The 16,726-nt window shown below is 59.5% G+C and carries 19 protein-coding genes, 1 pseudogene and 1 riboswitch; of the genes and pseudogenes, 14 read left to right on the top strand and 6 right to left on the bottom strand.

Annotated features, from left to right (window positions below; all coding sequences use genetic code 11):
* Together FTO60_RS12755 and FTO60_RS12750 are read right to left on the bottom strand one after the other, a co-directional pair.
* Positions 1-789 (bottom strand): enoyl-ACP reductase, encoded by a 789-nt coding sequence (locus FTO60_RS12755; RefSeq protein WP_148056313.1) that lies wholly within the window; start codon positions 787-789, stop codon positions 1-3.
* A 246-nt stretch (positions 790-1,035) separates the two neighbouring features.
* Positions 1,036-1,383, bottom strand: a complete 348-nt coding sequence (locus FTO60_RS12750) for a hypothetical protein (RefSeq protein ID WP_148056312.1) — start codon at positions 1,381-1,383, stop codon at positions 1,036-1,038.
* Between the two features lie 97 nt (positions 1,384-1,480).
* On the opposite strand from FTO60_RS12750, the gene FTO60_RS12745 reads away from it, so the two are divergent.
* Entirely contained in the window at positions 1,481-3,025 is a 1,545-nt protein-coding gene (locus FTO60_RS12745; RefSeq protein ID WP_148056311.1) for a winged helix-turn-helix domain-containing protein, read from the top strand.
* 216 nt (positions 3,026-3,241) lie between these two features.
* Here the strand turns inward: FTO60_RS12745 and fabB are convergent, their stop codons facing one another.
* The 3 genes from fabB to fabA all read right to left on the bottom strand — a co-directional run bounded on the left by fabB (position 3,242) and on the right by fabA (position 5,600).
* Positions 3,242-4,471, bottom strand: coding sequence for a beta-ketoacyl-ACP synthase I (gene fabB / locus FTO60_RS12740; protein ID WP_148056310.1), 1,230 nt, complete (start codon positions 4,469-4,471; stop codon positions 3,242-3,244).
* Positions 4,472-4,778: 307 nt separating this feature from the next.
* Complete coding sequence (locus FTO60_RS12735) at positions 4,779-5,054, bottom strand: hypothetical protein (RefSeq protein WP_148056309.1); 276 nt, start codon at positions 5,052-5,054, stop codon at positions 4,779-4,781.
* Between the two features lie 36 nt (positions 5,055-5,090).
* On the bottom strand, positions 5,091-5,600 hold the full coding sequence (fabA, locus tag FTO60_RS12730; RefSeq protein ID WP_148056308.1) for a bifunctional 3-hydroxydecanoyl-ACP dehydratase/trans-2-decenoyl-ACP isomerase: 510 nt from the start codon (positions 5,598-5,600) through the stop codon (positions 5,091-5,093).
* 162 nt (positions 5,601-5,762) lie between these two features.
* Here fabA and irrA point away from each other — a divergent pair, with 162 nt between their 5' ends.
* Together irrA and FTO60_RS12720 are read left to right on the top strand one after the other, a co-directional pair.
* On the top strand, positions 5,763-6,179 hold the full coding sequence (gene irrA, locus FTO60_RS12725) for an iron response transcriptional regulator IrrA (protein ID WP_148056307.1): 417 nt from the start codon (positions 5,763-5,765) through the stop codon (positions 6,177-6,179).
* An 85-nt stretch (positions 6,180-6,264) separates the two neighbouring features.
* Positions 6,265-6,762, top strand: coding sequence for a transposase (locus FTO60_RS12720; RefSeq protein ID WP_148056306.1), 498 nt, complete (start codon positions 6,265-6,267; stop codon positions 6,760-6,762).
* Between the two features lie 23 nt (positions 6,763-6,785).
* On the opposite strand, the gene FTO60_RS12715 is transcribed toward FTO60_RS12720, so the two are convergent.
* On the bottom strand, positions 6,786-7,652 hold the full coding sequence (locus FTO60_RS12715) for a hypothetical protein (RefSeq protein WP_148057153.1): 867 nt from the start codon (positions 7,650-7,652) through the stop codon (positions 6,786-6,788).
* Positions 7,653-7,772: 120 nt separating this feature from the next.
* On the opposite strand from FTO60_RS12715, the pseudogene miaB reads away from it, so the two are divergent.
* The 11 genes and pseudogenes from miaB to FTO60_RS12665 all read left to right on the top strand — a co-directional run bounded on the left by miaB (position 7,773) and on the right by FTO60_RS12665 (position 16,713).
* Positions 7,773-9,082, top strand: a pseudogene (gene miaB / locus FTO60_RS12710) (tRNA (N6-isopentenyl adenosine(37)-C2)-methylthiotransferase MiaB).
* A 337-nt stretch (positions 9,083-9,419) separates the two neighbouring features.
* Entirely contained in the window at positions 9,420-9,971 is a 552-nt protein-coding gene (locus tag FTO60_RS17975) for an OmpA family protein (RefSeq protein ID WP_302849691.1), read from the top strand.
* Between the two features lie 2 nt (positions 9,972-9,973).
* Positions 9,974-10,390, top strand: coding sequence for a hypothetical protein (locus FTO60_RS12700; protein WP_148056305.1), 417 nt, complete (start codon positions 9,974-9,976; stop codon positions 10,388-10,390).
* Positions 10,391-10,558: 168 nt separating this feature from the next.
* Complete coding sequence (locus FTO60_RS12695; RefSeq protein ID WP_148056304.1) at positions 10,559-11,569, top strand: PhoH family protein; 1,011 nt, start codon at positions 10,559-10,561, stop codon at positions 11,567-11,569.
* Positions 11,566-12,051: an rRNA maturation RNase YbeY gene (ybeY, locus tag FTO60_RS12690; protein ID WP_148056303.1), complete on the top strand. Its 486-nt coding sequence runs from the start codon at positions 11,566-11,568 to the stop codon at positions 12,049-12,051. The genes FTO60_RS12695 and ybeY overlap by 4 nt, the downstream gene beginning before the upstream one ends.
* 47 nt (positions 12,052-12,098) lie before the next feature.
* Entirely contained in the window at positions 12,099-12,989 is an 891-nt protein-coding gene (locus tag FTO60_RS12685) for a hemolysin family protein (RefSeq protein ID WP_148056302.1), read from the top strand.
* Positions 12,982-13,287: a hypothetical protein gene (locus FTO60_RS17745; RefSeq protein WP_172623892.1), complete on the top strand. Its 306-nt coding sequence runs from the start codon at positions 12,982-12,984 to the stop codon at positions 13,285-13,287. The genes FTO60_RS12685 and FTO60_RS17745 overlap by 8 nt, the downstream gene beginning before the upstream one ends.
* Positions 13,173-14,519, top strand: a complete 1,347-nt coding sequence (gene lnt, locus FTO60_RS12680) for an apolipoprotein N-acyltransferase (RefSeq protein WP_148056301.1) — start codon at positions 13,173-13,175, stop codon at positions 14,517-14,519. The genes FTO60_RS17745 and lnt overlap by 115 nt, the downstream gene beginning before the upstream one ends.
* Before the next feature lie 16 nt (positions 14,520-14,535).
* Positions 14,536-14,584, top strand: a riboswitch (SAM-SAH riboswitch).
* Positions 14,585-14,590: 6 nt separating this feature from the next.
* Positions 14,591-15,772 carry a methionine adenosyltransferase gene (gene metK, locus FTO60_RS12675; protein ID WP_148056300.1) on the top strand — a complete coding sequence of 394 codons (1,182 nt, stop codon included), beginning with the start codon at positions 14,591-14,593 and terminating at the stop codon, positions 15,770-15,772.
* 70 nt (positions 15,773-15,842) lie between these two features.
* On the top strand, positions 15,843-16,235 hold the full coding sequence (locus FTO60_RS12670) for a GFA family protein (RefSeq protein ID WP_148056299.1): 393 nt from the start codon (positions 15,843-15,845) through the stop codon (positions 16,233-16,235).
* 4 nt (positions 16,236-16,239) lie between these two features.
* Complete coding sequence (locus tag FTO60_RS12665; RefSeq protein WP_148056298.1) at positions 16,240-16,713, top strand: ABZJ_00895 family protein; 474 nt, start codon at positions 16,240-16,242, stop codon at positions 16,711-16,713.
* Positions 16,714-16,726 lie beyond the last annotated feature (13 nt).

Raw genomic sequence — 16,726 nt, 5'->3', positions numbered from 1 at the left:
TCAGAGGTTCTCGATCTGGGGCATGCCGATGACATGCAGGCCGCCGTCAACGTGGATTACTTCGCCTGTCGTGAACGCGCCTGCGTCCGAGGCCAGGTAAACCGCCGTGCCGCCAATGGATGCCAGCGTGGCGTTGGCCTTCATCGGCGCGTTGGCCTCGGCGTATCGGAATGTGCGGCGCGCGCCTGCGATGGCCGCGCCCGCCAGCGTTTTCATCGGACCCGGTGATATAGCGTTGACGCGAATACCTTGCCCGCCCAGATCGGTTGCCAGATAGCGTGTGGCGCTTTCCAGTGCTGCCTTGGCCACGCCCATGACGTTGTAATTGGGGGTGACCCTGGTGCTGCCCTCATAGGTCAGCGTCAGCAGCGTGCCGCCATCGGGCATGATTTCGGCCGCACGGCGCGCCACGTCGATAAAGCTGTAGCAACTGATCGTCAGCGAGTTCTGGAAGTTCGCGCGGCTGGTGTTGGTGATCCGGCCCGTCAGTTCCTCCTTGTCGGAATAGGCGATGGCGTGGACCACGAAATCAATCTTGCCCCATTCCTGTTTCAGCATCGCAAAGGCGCGGTCCATCGAGGCATCGTCGGTCACATCGGTTTCGACCAACAGGGTGCTGCCGATACTTTCGGCCAGTGGCCCGACCCGTTTCAGCAGATTTTCACCCTGATAAGAGAACGCCAGCTCCGCACCTGCCTCGGCCATCGCCGCAGCAATTCCCCAGGCAATCGAGCGTTCGTTCGCGACACCCATGATCAGGCCGCGTTTTCCGTTCATTGTTATCATTATCCGCTCCTCGCCAATTGGAACAGGTTTGCGCCGGAAAGGGACGCAAGGTCAAGGTTTCGGCGTGGGATTGGGGTTGGGGGATGTATGGGGCGGGCTGCTCATCAGACCGGCGCCTGCGGCTTGAGGCCGGTCTGGGTGTTGGCCGGGTTGCGGGTTGGGCTGGCGACCTTGGTCCGTCGGGAAGCGAAGGTCGTCCTTGAGCCCAATCCGCTAAACCGCAGATCCGGGCTCGATTGTTTGCGCTCTTCAGGAGTTCGCACCGGCGGGGCGCGGACGAATGGGTACGAACAAGTACGATACCTCCCGCCGATCGCTTGCATGGATCGCACCGGTTACGGTCATGTCGGGCGTCGATGCCGGCCTCGTGCAAACATAGAACTCTGTTCCCGTTGCTTCGATGATCCGGTCATCACCGTGGGAAAGCTGGGTCTTGAGACCACTCACATAGTACCCGTCGGGGTTCTCAAGCACTGGTCCTGTGAGTAGTATTTCGTTTGAATGTCCGACACCGCAAAACGTTTCGGTCGCCGACTGTGCGGTCGCTTGAGTTGAAATGACTGCTGAGGTGATTAAGCTAAAAATTGCGCGTTTCATCTTATGTCCTTTCCTTGTTTCAAATGCCTGGATCGAGCCCGTGCTTGTCGATGAGCCGACCGGCCTGTAGTAATGATGGTGCTAATCGTGAGGTGAAATGTCCCGAAACCGCGACGAAATCGCGACGAAATTTGCTGGTACTCTGTTGCTGGGTGCCTTTGTTTTTGAATGCGCCAACGGGGAACTGCGTGAAGGCACAGGTGCATCGGTGACACTCCGGAATCAAAGCATTCAGGTTTTGCAATTTCTGGCACAGCACAACGCGGCAGCAGTTGGGAAGGAAGACTTGATTGCGGCGGTTTGGGGTGACACACATGTCACCGATGACAGCCTTGTTCAGTGCATCTCGGAAATTCGGCGAGCGCTTAAGGATACCAACCAAACCATCATTCAAACGCTACCGCGGAAAGGCTACAGGCTGAATGGCACATGGGTGCCAGATGCACCTGTTCTACCCAAGTACGCCCATCATCGCGGCGTCTTCATCCGGGCATTCAAAAGCATTGTCAGCAACAACGAACATGTGGCGTTTGCGGAAGGCTTAAGCGAGGACTTGATTACGCGCCTTTCCATGCTGCGCAATCTCGACGTTACAGCCGAGCATTCAGGATATTCCTTCAAGAACAGAAACGCGCCGTCACGCGATGGCAATCCTGATTCTGAGACGGTTCTTATGGGTTCGGTTCGTATTTCTGGCAACAAAGTGCGCGTAACCGCTCAGCTATTGAAGCAAGCGACCGACGAAATCATCTTCTCGCGCCGCTATGACCGGGAGCTTGAAGACATATTCGAAATTCAGGACGACATCGCTGGAAACATTATAGCGGAAACTCAGATCGCGTTGACCGAAGGCGAGGCTGCCAGGATGGCTCATCGTCGCACGCGAAGCGTTAAGGCCTGGGAACGATTTCATCAGGCTGTGCTTGAACATTTCAAATACACTGCAAGCGGCAATACCGCCGCCCGGCATTTGTATCGTGAAGCCCTTCGTCACGATCCCGCCTATCTTGATGCGCGGGTTGGGGAAGCATGGACCTATTGGTTTGATGGGCGTTCAAGCCACGTCTTTGATCCCGATCAGTCCCTGAGGAAGTGCCGTAATCTTGCGGACTCACTTGTCACTGTCGCCCCCGACATGCCGGATGTAATTCAATTGGACGCCGCCCTTCTTGTGTTGGAGGGCGACTTTGATCGGGCGACCAAGCGGGCCGATGAAGCCTTTCGGGCGGGGCCAAGCTTCTTGTACACGCGTGCGATAACGGCTTGGGTTCACCTCTATGCCGGAAACTTCGAACGGGCCCGGGAAATATATCGCGAACACATCAGTGCCTCAGAATACGTCGCCGATGACACGCTGTTTTATTTTGCGCAATGTCTCAGCCTACTTGGTGAACATGACGAAGCCGTCTCGCTTGCGGAGGATTATCGTCGCCGCGTTCCAGGCACGGTCTATGGGTATACCTTGCTGGCAACGGCACTTGGGCTTGCTGGCCGGAAGGAGGCTGCGCGGGCGACCATCACCCAATTGCAGGCAGCACATCCAAGTTTTTCGCTTGAGACGTTTTGTCGGCACGAGCCGTTTAAGGATCAGTCATTAACCGAAATGCTGGAGTCCGAGCTTCGCGAGGCTGGACTTACCTAGGGGTCAATGTTCGTTTCGTCCGCTCACCAGACCTTGGCTCCCCGCACGGAGTCAAGGCGTAGCCGCCGTGCATCGACAGGCCGCCCCGCCGGGTTGGGGATTTGGTTGATGTAGGCACGATGCTGATAAGTAGGATGTGCTTGGCGACCATAAAGTGCCGCGTAGATAGGTCAAATCGTCACCCCGGGGCCTGTCGCTGCACGGCGCGCGTTGGACCTAGCCGCGAAACCTGCTCAGCAACATCGATCCGTTGGTGCCGCCAAAACCAAAGCTGTTCGTCATTACCGTATCCAGCCCTGCGTTTTCCACCAGCGATGTCGCGATTTCGGCAGCGTCCAGCGCGGGGTCAAGCGTTTCCACATTGATCGAGGGCGCGATGAAGTCGCCTTGCAACATCAGCAGGCAATAGATGGCTTCCTGCGCGCCGGTCGCTCCCTGCGAATGGCCGGTCATGGATTTGGTCGAACTGATCGGCGGTGTGGCGCCTTGGCCAAAGACGCGGCGCACGGCCTCGACCTCGCCCACGTCGCCAACGGGGGTCGATGTGCCGTGGGCATTGATATAGCTGACGCTGCGCCCTTCGGGGATCGTTTCAAGGGCGAGACGCATCGCGCGTTCGCCGCCTTCGCCGCTCGGAGCGACCATGTCGTGGCCGTCAGATGTGGCGGCATATCCGGTGACTTCGGCGTATATTTTGGCACCGCGGGCCTGGGCGTGTTCAAGGCTTTCCAGCACGACGATCCCGCCACCGCCCGCGATCACAAAGCCGTCGCGGCCCGCATCAAACGCGCGCGAGGCCTTTTCCGGTGTGTCATTGTATTTGCTGCTCATCGCGCCCATCGCGTCAAACAGGCAGGACAGGGTCCAGTCCAGTTCTTCGCCGCCGCCCGCGAACATCACGTCCTGCTTGCCCATCATGATCTGTTCGGCGGCGTTGCCGATGCAGTGCAGGCTGGTGGAACAGGCGCTGGTGATCGAATAGTTGATGCCCTTGATCTTGAAGGCCGTGGACAGGTTCGCGCTGATCGTCGAGGACATGCATTTGGGCACGGCAAACGGCCCGATCCGTTTGGTCGCACCGGTGGTTTCCACGACTTTGTGGGCGGCAAACATTGCGCTGGTCGATGGCCCGCCGGACCCGGCGACCAGCCCCGTGCGCGGGTTGCTGATCGTGGTCTCGTCAAGGCCCGCATCGGCGATGGCCTGGGTCATGGCGATATGGGCATAGGCGGCCCCCGGACCCATGAAGCGCAGGGTGCGTTTGTCCACATGTTCGGTCACGTCGATCTTGAGGGTGCCGGCGATCTGGCTGCGAAACCCGTGTTCGGCCATTTCCGGGCTGGCGACGATGCCGGATTTGCCTGCACGCAAGGAGGCTTCGACCTCGGCGGCGGTGTTCCCGATGGGGGATACGATCCCCAGACCTGTGACGACGACGCGGCGCATGGCTGCTCCCTTACTTGGCTTCGACTTTGTGTAGGCGAGAGGGGAAGGCGGGGCAAGTGGGGTGGGATGTTTCCCCTCGTTGCTAAACGCCACCTGCCAAATCAAGGATTTGGCAGCGCCCGAACCGCCCCCACGGGGCGGGCGCTTACGCCCACCCCTCGGTTCGGGCGCGGCGGTGCGGTTTTGAGAAAGATCTAGTCAGATGGTTAGAGTGGATTTCGATCTCACAAAAAAAGTGAGGTGAAAACTCGCCCTACAGCGTTAAGAAAAGCAGCTAAAGGGGAAGTCTCTAGCAGGGATCGCCGTGCTAAATACTATCTTGGAAAGCGAAACCAAGCGCGAAAAGTAGTGCAACGCTACAGGCAAGCCACAACACTGCACGGGACCATTTCCAGCGCAAGTCCGGCCAAATCTCACCGTTAATAAAACGCATCAGATTGGCTTGGACGCTATTTGAATCGCCGATGCCCATCCCATTATTGGAAGCTCTCATCACTTTCAACAACAGGACGGCTTGAAGATAGAAAGCGACGGCGAAAGCAAGCAATGCGTTTCCAAAGAGAACATACATGAAGAACTTCATTGCTTGTTGCTCCTATCTTGGTTGCACGGGCTGCCCTCAACTCTCACTCAACGCCACCTTCATATCCTTGACCTGATAGATCACCTCACCGTCGGCCTCGACGATGCCATCAGCGACGCCCATTGTCAGGCGGCGGGTCTGGATCGCTTTGGTGAAATCAATCTTGTAGGTCAGCATTTTGCGGTCGGGGCGGACCATGCCGGTCAGTTTGACCTCGCCCACGCCCAAGGCATAGCCGCGCCCCTGCCAGCCGCGCCAGCCAAGGTTGAAACCGGTCAATTGCCACAAGCCGTCAAGACCCAGACAGCCGGGCATGATCGGGTTGCCGGGGAAGTGGCATTCAAAGAACCAAAGGTCGGGGGTGATGTCGAATTCGGCGGTGATGTGGCCCTTGCCGTGGGCACCGCCATCGGCACTCACATCCGTGATCCGGTCCATCATCAACATGGGCGGGGCGGGAAGCTGGGCATTGCCGATCCCGAACAGCTCGCCCCGGGCGCATTTCAAAAGGTCGTCTTTGTCAAAGCTGCTTGGATAGGTGGACATATACGGCCCCGTTTTGGTGTTACATTCCAAGGCGGTCTAGCACCGTGGCGCGCGCTGGCGCAAGGCTGACTGCGGGTGCCGCCTGGCGGGCGTGGGTCGATTTACAATTGAAACTGTCAGGTTTTCGCCCATATTGTCAGGCGACAGGAGCGCAGGATGCCCATGACACAGGACACAATCACACGCGGAACGCAGTGGCTGACGGACGCGGGCCTGCGCCCCACCCGTCAGCGGGTGGCGCTTGCGACCTTGCTGGTGGGCGACGGGCAAGACCGGCATGTGACTGCCGAGAGCCTTTTTGACGCCGCCGGTGCCGGCGCCGAAAGCGTGTCATTGGCCACTGTTTACAACACCTTGCGGGCGTTTTGCGATGCCGGGTTGTTGCGTGAAATCACCGTGGACGGCGCGAAGAGCTATTTTGACACCAATATGACGGATCATCCGCATTTCTATTGGGAAGATACCGGCACCCTGTCGGATGCGCCTGCGGACCAGCTTGAAATCAACCGCCTGCCGCGCGCGCCTGTAGGGGCCGAGATAGCGTCGGTCGATGTCGTGATCCGGCTGCGGCGGGGGTAACGTGGGTCAAGACCCACCTTACATTATTAACCCGCCGTTTACCAAATTAACCCGCCGTTTACCAAACGCGCGCCATCCTGCCCCGATGAGCCGTTATCGCCGTCTATACGTTCCCGGTGCGACCTACTTTTTCACCGCCCGCCTACTTGATCGCCGCTCGGATCTACTTGTGCGCGAGGTGGGGTTGCTGCGCACTGCCGTCGCGCTGACCCGCAAACGCTGGCCATTCCAGATTGACGCGGCGGTGGTCCTGCCCGAAGTCGTGCATATGATCTGGGTCATGCCCGCAGATGACGCGGATTTCTCGAAACGTTGGCGGTTGTTGAAATCGGCGTTCTCGCGCCATGTTGCGCCCGCTATCAATCTGCCCGCAGGATATGCGGCGCGCGGTGAAAAGGGGATTTGGCAGCGCAGGTTCTGGGAACATATGATCCGCGACGCTGCCGATCTGGACCGTCACCGCCGCCTTATCCATAGCGCACCCGTGCAGGCGGGTCTTGTGGCGCGGCCGCAGGACTGGCCGTTCAGTTCCGTGCACCGGGATGGGGTAGTGCATGACCAGCGGCATGCGTTGCTGGCGTAAGGTGGGTCCTGACCCACGTTACCCTAAAACCACTGCCCCGGTTCCATCAGCCCCAGATCCAGCAATTGCTGCGAATGCCAGTTGAACTGCGCCGAGTTATGCCAGCGGAAGGTCTCGATATCAAAGGTGCTGCCCGGATTGCGTTTCAGCGCCTTGGCAGTGCGAAACGAACAGATCGCCGCTGTCAGGTTATGGTGCCAGAGGCAGGCGTAGGTGTTGTATTCAGGATCGTTGAAGGTGTGATCGGCACTGATTTTCAGGCCCGGTTTCACCTTGAACAGCGCAACCCGGTCGATCTTGCGGCGCGGCGCGGGGATATGTTCCTCGAACCGCCAGCGCAGCCCGCCAAAGAAATCAAGCTGGCGTTCAAGATCATTGCTCCAGCGGTCCTTGCGCGCCAGGGCGTAATAGCCCGACTTGTCCAGATGCGCGTCCTCAAGCGACACAGCCGACGGATGCTGCCCCAGATCGCCGGCATATAGATCGACGACATAGGTCAGGATCGTGTCGCGCCGTTCTTCGACGTTAAAGGCGATCATTTCACCCACGGTCCGATTTTCGCAAAACGGATGAAACAGGTATTCGGCGTTATAGCAGTAATAAAGCCAGACATTCGGCCCGGCGATGCGGATCGTTCCGTTGACGACCGTTTCAAGGGCCGCGTCGGACAGCGGGTCAAAGGTTACGCGGTGCACACGGTCACGCAGGTCCTTGGCGATGGTGATATCGTCGCTTGCAAAGGCGATCACCGATTTGAAACCGGCGTCCAGATGGTGGCGCAGGGTTGAATCAACCTCGACGCTGTCTTCGATCAGGATCAGCGCAACGGGGCCTTTGACCACAAGCGCCTGACCGGATTTGAAGAAGGCATCTACACTGTCGAATTGCATCGGGTTATTCTGTTTCCGCGTCTTTTCGCCAAAGTCTGTCAAATCGGCCTGCATTGCAAGCGCTCGCCGCTACCTGTAGGAACGCCGCCAATCCTGCCAGTGTTATCAGAGACCCATATCATGTCCGACCCTAAGAAGCTGTTTATCAAAACATACGGCTGCCAGATGAACGTCTATGACAGCGAGCGTATGGCCGAGGCGCTGGGCGGGAATGGCTATGTGCAGACCCAGTCGGCGGATGAGGCGGATATGATCCTGCTCAATACCTGCCACATCCGCGAAAAGGCGGCCGAAAAGATCTATTCCGAGCTGGGCCGCCTGAAAGGGTTGCATGATGCCAAGCCCGATCTGAAAATCGGTGTGGCCGGGTGCGTTGCGCAGGCCGAAGGCGAAGAAATCATGCGCCGCCAGCCGATGGTTGATCTGGTTGTCGGGCCGCAAAGCTATCACCGCCTGCCCGCGATGGAACAGGCCGTGGCGCGTGGCGAAAAGGCGCTCGATACCGAGTTCCCCGAGGAGGACAAATTCACCGAACTGGCGTCGCGCCCCAAGGCTGCCCGCGGCCCCACCGCATTTTTGACCGTGCAAGAAGGCTGCGACAAGTTTTGCGCCTTCTGTGTGGTTCCCTATACACGGGGTGCCGAAGTCAGCCGCCCCGCGGATCGTATCGTGCAGGAAGCCCGCGATCTGGTGGCCGCTGGGGTGCGCGAAATCACCCTGCTGGGCCAGAACGTGAACGCCTATCACGGCCACGCGGATGGTCTTGCCGGGCTGATCTGGGAAATGGACAAGATTGACGGTTTGGCGCGTATCCGGTTTACCACCTCCCATCCCAACGACATGGACAGCGCGCTGATCGACGCCCATGCAAGCTGTGACAAGCTGATGCCCTATCTGCATCTGCCCGTGCAGTCGGGCAGTGATCGCATCCTCAAGGCGATGAACCGCAAGCATACGGCCGCCGAATATATCGACCTGATTGCCCGTATCCGCGCCGCCCGTCCCGACCTGTTGCTGTCGGGCGATTTCATCGTCGGGTTTCCGGGCGAAACCGATCAGGATTTCGAGGAGACGATGGCGCTGGTCCGCGCCGTGAATTACGGGCAGGCCTATTCGTTCAAGTATTCCACCCGCCCCGGCACGCCCGCCGCCGAAAAGCCGCAGATTGATGACGGATTGGCGACCGAGCGCTTGCACAGGTTGCAGGCGCTTTTGACCGAGCAGCAGCGCGCGGCGCAGGATTCAATGGTCGGGCGCGACGTGTCGGTCCTGTTCGAAAAGAAGGGCCGCCTTGCGGGCCAGCTGATCGGAAAATCCGAATACCTTCATGCGGTTCACGCCATCGCCCCCCCGAAGCGATCGGCGAGATTCGAAAAGTGAGAATCGTCGAGTCGGTCACGAATTCGCTGCGTGGCGCCTTGGTGGCCTAGTTTCACATTGTGTTAACTTTGGCGCGCAAACCATTCGGATTGTGGCGTTATCCGGGTTGTCCACAGGACAATCTGGCGCGAATATCGCGATTGTTGCGAATTGAGACACAATATGTGGTGAATAGTCCTTTCTTTTCGACTCAAAATTGCTAACCATTGGACACGTATAGAGTTTGTCTTGCGAGGGCGTGGTAACAGGCGGCCGTGCCGGACGTTTTTCGAAGGGGTGTGCCAAGATGAAGTCAAGAACCGGCAACATAATGCCGACCAGGGGCAACCCTGACACATCAAAGGCACGCGCAATGGCTGTCATGGGGGATCTGGAATGCCAAATCTAATGAAATATCTCAGGCTGGGCCTCGCGGCCATAGCCGTAATCGGGGCCTTGACGCCCGCTTTGTCGGCGCAGCAGCGCGGCGAGCAATCGGGACGCATTCAGTGGGGCATCTGGGTCGATCCGGATGGCTGCATGCACTGGATGGCCGATGGCGGCATCGAACAATATCAGGTGAACCGCCTTGATCCGGAAACAGGGCGTCCGGTCTGCATGAAGGTGAACAGCTGCTTTATCGGCAACACCGATACCATGTTCGAAACCGACAGCGCCCGATTGACGCGTGCTGCGCGCGCCCGCCTCCAAGAGGTCTTTACCCAAGCTGGCGTCGGCGGTTATGCCGTCTACGGTCACACCGACAGCCGCGCATCGCTTGCCTACAACCAGTCCCTGTCCGAGCGTCGCGCACGCGCCGTGGCCGATGTTGGCCGCAGTGTCGGTGCCGTAATCGAACGCGAAATGGGGTTCGGTGAAACACGCCCGATTGCCACGAACGGCACTGCTGCCGGAATGGCGCAGAATCGTCGTGTCGAAGTAATCTGCTACAGGTGGTAATCATGAAAAATATGAAAATAGCAGCTTTTGGCGTGGTGGCATTCGGTCTTTCGGCTTGTGTGACGTCTGAAGGTTTCGAAGGCGTGCGTGGATTCCAGGGCCCTAACGATTACATCGCGGTTGCGGGCGATCTGGGGCGTGACGCGGGCGGCAACTTCAATGACAATGCCGGGATAGCGGTCACACCTGACGGCTGTCAGGCGTGGATCATTGATGACGGTGTCGAGGGGCGCGCAAGTAACCGTCTTGATCCGGTTTCCGGTCTGCCTGTCTGCATCGGTGAGCCTGGCGTGGTTTACGGACCATACCAGAGCGGCACGCCGGGCATTCCCGATCGGGTGCCCGGTGAACCGGTCCCGGTCCGCGTTGAAACGGTGCCTGTGCTGCCCTACACGGGCCAGTATCAGGCGGTTCACTAGGTTTCGATGTCGCACCAGTGACGCGTTCGTGTTAATCGCAAGAAAAGGGCCGCTGCGGATGCTGCGGCCCTTTTTCGTTTCAATTATGTGACAATTTCCGATGGGTGCTTGCGCCCGCCTGCGCATCTTGCCACGATGAAAACAGGCACCTGATCCAAGGAGATATGATTGGCCACGCGCACCCATCCCGCCGACACCGCCCCGCCCGCCGAGGTGCTTCTTGAATTTCCCGACAACTTTTTGCTGATTGATTTATGTGGCGAATATGATCGCAACCTGACGGCCATTGAATCCCGTCTTGGGGTGCAGATTTTGCGTCGTGGCAACCAGCTTGTGATCATGGGCGAAGACGACGTGCGCGCGGAAGCCGCCGATGCCCTGCGCGGCCTTTATGCGCGCCTTGAGGCGGGCAAGACCCTTGAGACAGGCGATATTGACCGTGAGTTGCGCATGGGCAGGTCCGAAGCGGGAACAGGCCCGCAATCGGGTGACCAGATGGATCTGATCCCCGCGACACGCGTCGAAATCAAGACCCGCAAGAAACTGGTCGAACCGCGCACGGATGCGCAAAAGGCCTATGTGAAATCACTGTTTGCCAATGAGTTGGCGTTTGGCATCGGCCCTGCCGGCACCGGCAAAACCTATCTGGCTGTGGCCGTAGGTGTGAACATGTTTATCAACGGTCATGTGGATCGGATCATTTTGTCGCGCCCGGCGGTCGAAGCGGGGGAAAAGCTGGGCTATTTGCCCGGCGATATGAAGGACAAGGTCGATCCCTACATGCAGCCGCTTTATGATGCGCTGAACGATTTTCTGCCGGGCAAACAGGCCGCCAAACTGATCGAGGAAAAGCGGATCGAGATTGCACCGCTGGCGTTCATGCGCGGTCGCACGCTGGCCAATGCCTTTGTGGTGCTGGACGAGGCGCAGAACGCCACAACCATGCAGATGAAGATGTTTCTGACCCGTCTTGGCGAAGGCTCGCGCATGGTGGTCACAGGGGACCGCACCCAGATCGATTTGCCGCGCGGTGTGCCGTCGGGCCTGCGCGATGCCGAACGTCTGCTGAACAGCATTCCCAGCATCAGCTTTAACTACTTCACCTCCAAGGATGTGGTGCGTCACCCGCTGGTCGCCGCCATCATCGAGGCCTACGAGGCGGATGACCCAGCCACATGAGCGTTGACGTCATCATTGAAGACAAACGATGGCAGGCGGCGGGTCTTGCCGGGTTGGCGAGCGAGGCCGTGGCGGCGACCTTTGCCGATCTCGGTGTGCCGGATGCCTGCGAGATCAGCCTGATGGGCTGCAATGACGCCCGCATCGCCGATCTGAACGCCGATTTTCGCGGCAAGCCCACCCCGACCAATGTGCTGTCATGGCCGTCCGAGGAACGCGGTGCCGACATTGACGGGGACCAGCCCAAACGCCCCGCCGATCCCGAACTGGGCGATATCGCCATCGCCTATGACACCTGTGCGCGCGAAGCCGCCGATGCCGGGCGCACGATGGCCGCCCATTGCACCCATCTGATCGTTCACGGAACCCTGCATTTGCTGGGCTATGATCACGAACGTGACGCGGATGCCACCCTCATGGAAGGCTTGGAAACACAAATACTTGGCAAACTGGGCATTGCCGACCCATATAGGATCACGTAACGCATCACGCTTGGCCGCATATTCGGCCCTTTAACTGGTAGGAGAAGATGGGCGACACGACCGAGGGGTCCTCTAGCGCTGCGCAAAGCGCGCAGACCGACCCGACAGAGATAAGTAACCGCGGCTTTTTCAGCCGCATTATTGATGCGCTGAGCCCAGCCGAATCCCAAGAGGATGATGCCAGTAATGGCGCGCGCGCCGACAGGTCTGGCGCCCCTGTTCCGGGCATGTTGAACCTGCGACGGATGCGGGTCGAAGACGTTTCGATTCCCAAGGCCGATATCGTGGCCGTGCCCGCAACGATTTCCAAGAACGATCTGGTGCAGGTGTTTCGCGAAAGCGGGCTGACCCGGCTGCCCGTCTTTGACGGAACACTGGACACGCCCATCGGGTTTGCCAATCTCAAGGATTTTGCGCTGACCCACGGATTCAACGGCAAATCCAAGGTGTTTGATCTGCGCGCGCTCGTGCGCCCTTTACTGTTTGTTCCGCCGTCGATGCCATTGGGTGTGCTGCTGCAAAAGATGCAGGCAGAGCGCATCCACATGGCCTTGGTCATTGATGAATACGGCGGCACCGACGGGCTTGTGACCATCGAGGATCTGATCGAACAGGTGGTTGGCGAAATCGAGGATGAACACGATCTGAACGAAGACGAACTTTGGCTGCGCGAAAAGCCGGGCGTCTACATGGCCGAGGCCAAGACCCCGTTGGAGGATTTCGAGGACGAGATCGGCATGACCCTGACCGATCACGATGAAATCGACGAGGAAGAAATCGACACGCTTGGCGGGTTGGTCTTCATGCTGGCCGGTCATGTGCCATCGCGCGGCGAGATCATCGAACACCCCGATGGGCCCGCATTCGAAGTGATCGAGGCCGACCCCCGCCGTATCAAGCGCTTGCGCGTGCGTTTGCCCAGCGCGGCTGATGGTTGATCCTGTGTTTGCCACGCGTGTGATGGGCTTGCATTGGGCCGCGCGCGGCGCAGGCTTTGCGGTCTTGGGTGCTGTCATGGCCCTGGGGCAAGCCCCCTATGATCTGCCCGTCGTGTTCGTGATCGGGCTTGGTCTGGTCTTTGCCCTGTTTATGTCCACCCGCAGCGCGCGGGGGCGGCTTGGCTGGGCTGGGCCCTGGGCTTTGGCTATTTTGCCCATGCGCTGCGCTGGATCGTCGAACCCTTTATGGTTGATGCCGCACGCTATGGCTGGATGGCCCCTTTTGCGTTGTTCCTGATGGCGGCGGGTGGTGCGTTGTTCTGGGCGGTGGCGTTTTGGCTGGCGCGGCGGATGGGTGGCAAGGGGCTGCGCCTTGTCATTGCCTTGGCTGTTGCGCTGACGGCGTTTGAATACCTGCGCGCCACGATATTTACCGGCTTTCCCTGGGCCAATATCGCCCAAGCCATGCTTGATACCCCGGCGGCGCCATTGCTGGCGATCATCGGGCCGCACGGTGTGACGCTGGCCCTGCTGTTGGTAATCGGCCTGTCCATATGGGCGGCCCGCGAAATCAACACCTTGGTTTACCCACTCGCGATTGTTGTCGTGGTCGCGGTCATTTATTTGTCGCCGGCCCCGCAACCCGTTGTCGCTGCCGTTGATGCGCCAATTGTGCGCCTGATCCAGCCCAACGCACCGCAGGACCAAAAGTGGGATCCGGCCATGGCGCCGGTGTTTCTTGAACGGGCCGTCAGGATGACGGCCGAAGGCGCGACGCCTGACCTGGTTGTCTGGCCCGAAACCTCGGTGCCCTATCTGCTCGAATATGCCACGCCTGTGCTTGCGGATATCTCGGATGCCGCGCGCGGCGCCCCCGCAGTGATTGGTATTCAGCGCCGCGAAGGGGTCGGGGAATTTTACAATTCGCTGGCTGTGCTGGGCCGCGCGGGCGAGGTGCGCAGCCTTTACGACAAGTCCCATTTGGTGCCGTTCGGGGAATATGTGCCCTTTGGCGATCTGATGTCGCGGTTCGGGATTTACGGGATGGCCGCCACCGAAGGCGGCGGTTTCAGTGCCGGTGCTTCGGGCCAGATCGTTGATCTGCCCGGTATCGGTCTGGCCCGCCCGCTGATCTGCTACGAGGGGATCTTTGCCGAGGAAATGAACGCCACCGATCCACGCCCGCGTCTGCTGTTGCTCATCACCAATGACGCATGGTTCGGCACCGGGGCGGGGCCGTATCAGCACCTTGCCCAGGCGCGGATGCGCGCGATTGAACAGGGGCTTCCTATGGTGCGGGCCGCAAATACCGGTGTGTCTGCCATGATCGACCCCCGTGGCCGTATCACCGGACGGATCGCGCTGAATGAAACCGGATCGCTTGACGTGGCGCTGCCGCCCGTTTTGCCGGTCACGCGTTATGCCCGCTGGGGTGATTGGCCGGTCGTGGTGTTGCTGCTGATCGCCAGTTTGATCGGGATTGCCACGCGCAAGCGTTTGACCATTGACGAAGGCACTGACGCCCCCTAGGTCCGATTCAGTAATAACGTTGTCACAACGGCTTCCTGACGTGGCAACCTGAACCTAACGGAGCACTTCCCATGACACGTCCCAACCATATCTTTACCTCGGAATCTGTGTCCGAGGGCCACCCCGACAAGGTCTGCGACCGCATTTCGGATGCCGTTTTGGACGCCTTTCTGGCCGAAGAACCCGAAGCCCGCGTCGCCTGCGAGACATTCGCCACCACCAACCGTGTCGTGATTGGCGGCGAGGTGGGCCTGTCTGACAAGGACAAGCTGCACGACTATATGGGTCGGATCGAGGATATCGCCCGCGCCTGCATCAAGGATATCGGCTACGAGCAGGAAAAGTTCCACCATGCGACCGTCAAGGTCACGAACCTGCTGCACGAACAATCCGCGCATATTGCGCAGGGTGTTGATGCGGCGACGGGCAAGGACGAAGGCGCAGGCGATCAGGGGATCATGTTCGGCTATGCGACAACGGAAACCGATGCGCTGATGCCCGCGCCGATCCAGTATTCCCATGCCATCCTGCGCCGTCTGGCCGAAGTGCGCAAGAACGGCACCGAACCCACGCTTGGCCCCGATGCGAAATCGCAGTTGTCGGTGATCTATCGCGACAGCAAGCCGGTTGGCGTGAGTTCGATCGTGTTGTCCACGCAGCATCTGGATGAAAACATGACCAGCGCCGATGTGCGCGCCGTCGTGGAACCCTATATTCTGGACGAGCTGCCCGATGGGTGGGTCACGCCCGACACCGTCTGGCATGTGAACCCCACCGGCAAGTTCGTGATTGGCGGGCCGGATGGCGATGCGGGCCTGACGGGGCGCAAGATCATCGTTGATACCTATGGCGGCGCCGCACCCCACGGCGGTGGCGCGTTTTCCGGCAAAGACCCGACCAAGGTTGACCGATCAGCCGCCTATGCGGCGCGCTATCTGGCGAAAAACATCGTCGCGGCGGGTATGGCGGAACGCTGCACGATCCAGTTGTCCTATGCGATTGGCGTGTCGCACCCGCTGTCGATCTACGCCGATACGCACGGCACTGGAGATATTGACGCCGCTTTGATCGAGGCGGCAATTCCGCGCATCATGGATCTGACCCCGCGCGGTATTCGTGAGCACCTCAGCCTGAACCGCCCGATCTATCAACGCACCGCAGCCTATGGCCACTTTGGCCGCGCACCCTCGGACGACGGCGGCTTTAGCTGGGAGCGCACCGATCTGGTCGAGGCGCTGAAAAAAGCGGTCTGAGCCAAAGCACAAAAAGAGATTCCCAATCGCCCCGTGCCCGTCTAGGTTCGGGGCGTTTTCGGAGGCGATAATGATCACAGGTGCGTGCCATTGCGGCACCGTTACATGGCAGCTTGCCGGCACCCCCGACAGCGCGACCGCGTGCAATTGCACGGTCTGTCGCCGCTACGGTGTGCTCTGGGCCTATGATTACGACGGGATCGGTATTCACCACACAGGCGACACGCGCGCCTATATTCGTGGTGACCGCGAGATCGCATTTCACTTTTGCCCGACTTGCGGCTGTGTCGCGTTTTGGCGCGGTATCCCGCCTGACGCGCTGGGCCGCCACCGGATTGCGGTGAACCTGCGTTTGGCCGAACCGGATGCGGTCGCCGAAATCCCGATCCGGCATTTTGACGGCTTAGGCAACTTTGTCGATTTGCCAAGCCGTGGCAAATGCGTCGCGGATTATTGGAGCTGACAAGATGAAGAAATCGCTTGGCTATTACATCGGCTATTTTGCCATCTGCTATGCCTTCAGTCTGATCGCCGTGATCGCACTCGCCGCCGCGATGTTCCGGTTTGCACCCGGTGTCGCGTATTATCTGTTTGGCGGCTCGGCCAGCATCGGGATCGTCGTCGCCTTGTTGATTGCTGCGCCGATGCTTTTGGCGGGCAAGTTCTTTCGCACCGAAGCCCGTGGTTTTGGTCTGGGCGAGGGGTGGAAACTGGCGCTGATCGGGGCAGGGGTGATTATCTCAATGACGGTTGCGGCGATGGTCGTTGCGAACCTGATCGCCTTTGGAACGCCAGCGGGGCGCAGCGATTGGCGCGCCCTGGCACAAGATCCCGCCACAACGGCGCTGTTCGTGGCGATCGTCTATGTCGTGATCACCCTCACGACCCGGCTGTTCATGTGGCTGGGTATGCGCAATGAGGTCAAGCGCGCGGGCTTGTAACGCGTCACCCCTT

The sequence above is a fragment of the Octadecabacter sp. SW4 genome, assembly GCF_008065155.1.
In the GTDB taxonomy this organism is placed as follows: domain Bacteria; phylum Pseudomonadota; class Alphaproteobacteria; order Rhodobacterales; family Rhodobacteraceae; genus SW4.
The sequence above is the reverse complement of the archived record's forward strand: the minus strand, read 5'-3'. Positions and strand labels throughout refer to the sequence as shown.